We start from the raw sequence: 485 nt of genomic DNA, 5'->3' as shown, positions 1-485 counted from the left end.
GCGGCGGCCACGGTGTGGTCGATGTCCGCCGGCAGCGGGGCGAGGTTGCGGGCCTCCACGGCGGTGTACTGGGCGAGCGTGCCGTTACGGGTCCAGTCGGCCAGACCGAACACCCGCTGTCCGACGCTCAGGCCGGTGGTGCCGTAGCCGAGCTCCACGACGACACCGGACAGCTCGTGCCCGGGCACGCTCGGTGTCCGGTCGCGGCCGGCGCGATCGGTCCAGGTGGCGGGCCAGTCCAGCTCGCCGGGAGTGAAGCCGGCGGCGTGCACCCGCACGATGACGTCGTTCTCGGCCGCATGGGGGTAGGGCATGTCCGTCAGGGACATCCCCGCAAGACCGGCGTTACGGTCCCGCACAGTAATGGCTTGCATACCGGTCCTTACTGGAAACAAGGGGGCGACCCGAACGCACCGCACTCACGCGCCGGGCACACAGCGACAGCAGAAAGATGTATGCCGCTCCACACGACCGATCTCACCTGC

General features: G+C 69.7%; 1 protein-coding gene. It reads right to left on the bottom strand.

Translation table 11 applies throughout. From position 1 onward, the window contains the following. Nucleotides 1–374, bottom strand: a 374-nt coding sequence (locus R2S09_RS40240) for an alcohol dehydrogenase catalytic domain-containing protein (protein ID WP_316746250.1), incomplete at its 3' end; no start/stop codon positions are given. Nucleotides 375–485: the final 111 nt, after the last annotated feature.

Source organism: Streptomyces sp. MK7, from assembly GCF_032658145.1.
GTDB lineage: Bacteria > Actinomycetota > Actinomycetes > Streptomycetales > Streptomycetaceae > Streptomyces > Streptomyces spiralis.
This window is presented reverse-complemented; position numbering and strand designations above follow the sequence as displayed.